The organism is Microcystis wesenbergii FACHB-1317, assembly GCF_014696875.1.
Taxonomy (GTDB): Bacteria; Cyanobacteriota; Cyanobacteriia; order Cyanobacteriales; family Microcystaceae; genus Microcystis; species Microcystis wesenbergii_A.
The window spans coordinates 1-3076 of record NZ_JACJQV010000113.1; the positions used below are offsets into that span (position 1 = coordinate 1).

A 3076-nucleotide genomic window follows, 5' to 3' on the forward strand; every position below is an offset into this window, starting at 1 on the left:
GCCATTTTTCCCAGTAATCCCAGCAGTTCTCTAGGATTATTATCGAGAATCTGGGGTGAAAACCAGACATCGATTTCTCGTACTTCTCCTCGTACAACCCGTGCCGATTTTACTTCTCCCAGAGAAGATAATAATTCTTCGAGATAATCTTTGGCAAACTGGTCATGAATAAATCTAGTCATAGGTTTATCTAAACATGATTTAATAACTTATCTCGTAATTGCTTAATCCGATCACGATATTTAGCTGCTGACTCGAATTCTAGATTTTTCGCCGCTTCTTTCATTTGCGCTTCTAGTTGTTGAATTAACTCGGGAATTTGTTCTAAAGAAAGTTCTTCTATATTCTCACAAACCTGCTCTAATTGTTGGGAATTTAGGCGACGAGAAATATCCAGAAAAGCCAAAATTGAATTACTCGACCTTTTAACAATCGATTGCGGAATAATCCCATGTTTTTGGTTATGTTCCTGTTGAATAGCTCGCCGTCTCTTGGTTTCTTCGATCGCATTAATCATACTATCGGTGAGATTATCTCCGTAAAGAATTGCCTGACCGCGAATATGACGAGCGGCCCGGCCGATAGTTTGAATTAAAGAGCGGGTAGCCCTTAAAAATCCTTCCTTATCTGCGTCTAAAATCGCCACTAAAGACACTTCCGGCAGGTCTAACCCCTCGCGAAGCAAATTCACCCCGATCAGCACGTCAAAGACCCCTTCTCGCAGGTCTTGGATAATTTCAATCCGTTGAATTGATTGAATTTCCGAATGTAGATATCTAACTTTAATTCCCCTTTCTTGCAAGTATTCGGTTAAATCTTCCGCCATGCGTTTAGTTAAAGTGGTAATCAAAACCCGTTCATTTAAACGCACTCGCTCCTTAATTTCCCCTAATAAATCATCCACTTGTCCCTCGGTTGGTCGCACAAAAATCTCTGGATCTAAAACTCCCGTCGGTCGGATAATTTGTTCAACAATGCGATTTTCTGACTGTGCTAATTCCCAATCTCCCGGAGTGGCCGAAACAAAAATACACTGATTAACTTTCTGCCAAAATTCTTCCGACTTCAAAGGACGATTATCCGCAGCACTGGGTAAACGAAACCCGTGATCGATCAAAACTTTTTTTCGTGATTGATCGCCATTATACATTCCGCGAATCTGCGGCACACTGACATGAGATTCATCTACAACTAATAACCAATCTTGGGGAAAATAATCCACCAAACATTCCGGCGGTTCCCCCGCTAACCTACCCGCTAAATGCCGCGAATAATTTTCCACGCCATTACAATAACCCACTTCCTGCAACATTTCTAAATCATAACGAGTCCGCTGATCCAAACGTTGCGCTTCCAGTAATTTGCCCGCTTTTTCTAACTCCAATAAACGGTTATCTAACTCGGTTTTAATATCCCGACAGGCCACCTCTAAACGTTCCTCCGGGGTAACAAAGTGACGGGCCGGATAAATACTAATTCGCTCTAATTTTTGCAAAACTTCCCCCGTCAGGGGATCGAGATAACGAATACTTTCAATCTCATCGCCAAAAAAATCAATTTTAATCACCCGATCCTCGTAAGCGGGAACAATTTCCAAAATATCGCCCTTCAGACGAAAACGGCCGCGAGTTAACTCTAAATCATTGCGATTGTACTGCACTGACACCAAGGCCCGTAATAATTGCCTTTGGTCGAACTCTTGACCAACTGTTAAGGAAATCGCCGCTTTCAGGTATTCCGCCGGCATTCCCAAACCATAAATACAACTAATGGAAGCGACGACGATCACATCCCTGCGTTCAAACAGCGATCGCGTGGCCGAATGGCGCAGCATATCGATCTCATCATTAATCGAAGAACTCTTTTCGATGTAGGTATCGCTGACAGGAATATAAGCCTCCGGCTGATAGTAGTCGTAATAGCTGATAAAGTATTCCACGGCGTTATTGGGGAAAAATTGCCGCAATTCGTTGCATAATTGGGCCGCCAGGGTCTTATTATGGGCAAGGACGAGGGTAGGCCTGCCGATTTTCTCGATCACAGCGGCAATGGTGAAGGTTTTGCCGGTGCCGGTTGCCCCTAGGAGGGTTTGGAAACGCTGCTGGTTTTGCAGGGAATCTACCAATTTATCGATCGCTGCCGGTTGATCCCCGGTGGGTTGAAAGGGTGCTTGTAGTTGAAAAGCGGTCATTAGCGGCTAGGTGTAGAGAACAGGCAAAATAAATTATCAATCAAATTACCAACACTTATAGGGTTTTGGGGAAAGAAAGATGTATCTTAATATTAGAGAGGATTTTAAAAAAAGATTAAAAGTCTTCGAGAATACCCTAAACTTAAATCTTATCGTTTCCCCGAAGCTATTAACGGAAAGGAGTATCAGGTTATGACGGTGGAAAATCTAGAAACGAACGGGACTCAAACCCCAGCAACCACAGAAGAAAAGACCAGCAGCCCACGCGGTAAAGCTACTACGGCTAAAACCGCCAAAGATAAAGAAGTGGTCGCCCTTTCGGTGAAAAACAACGCTGAATCGGCTTCCAAAGCCTTAAAATTCTATCAACCTGAACATCGCTTACCCGAAAATCGTCCTGTTGGTACTAGCCATCTTCACTTCACGGAAGATGAAATGTTACCCGGGAGCCGTCCCGTGGAAGTTAGCCATCTGAAAATTGTTAGTACCTATTCTTCCGTCGGTGGATTGCGTCCTGTCGGCTCTAGTGGTATGGAAGTTAGTAGCACTCTAGCGATCTCTGGCAATCGTCCGATCGCTCTCAGTCATCTGCATATTAGCGAAACTTATACAGTCATGGGTAATCGTCCCGTTGCTTCCAATGAAATCGATGATCCCGAAACTTTAATGGGATTTTTGGATTAATTGTTTTGTTGATCGAGATAGATTTTTTCCCTGTCCCGGACGGGGAATTTATTTTTTTTCCCTTTACTTAATCACGATATTGAGCAATTAGGGACTTCCAGAGAATAAAATACCCAACAAAAAAATAGAAAAGTGTTTTTTTGAAAAAGTAATTATTTTTGTCTAGGAAAACAAAGAGTCTCCCATTACAACCTATTTTTC

Annotated in this window: 2 protein-coding genes and 1 pseudogene; 1 reads left to right on the forward strand and 2 read right to left on the reverse strand. The window is 42.8% G+C overall.

What is annotated here, in order from left to right; genetic code table 11:
• A pseudogene (locus H6F92_RS08795) lies at positions 1 to 182 on the reverse strand (flagellar assembly protein H); the annotation flags it as partial.
• An 8-nt stretch (positions 183 to 190) separates the two neighbouring features.
• On the reverse strand, positions 191 to 2191 hold the full coding sequence (uvrB, locus tag H6F92_RS08800) for an excinuclease ABC subunit UvrB (RefSeq protein WP_190357567.1): 2001 nt from the start codon (positions 2189 to 2191) through the stop codon (positions 191 to 193).
• A 192-nt stretch (positions 2192 to 2383) separates the two neighbouring features.
• On the opposite strand from uvrB, the gene H6F92_RS08805 reads away from it, so the two are divergent.
• The gene (locus tag H6F92_RS08805) at positions 2384 to 2875 is read left to right on the forward strand and encodes a hypothetical protein (RefSeq protein WP_061433061.1); all 492 of its coding nucleotides are present in this window, start codon (positions 2384 to 2386) and stop codon (positions 2873 to 2875) included.
• The last annotated feature ends 201 nt before the right edge of the window (positions 2876 to 3076 follow it).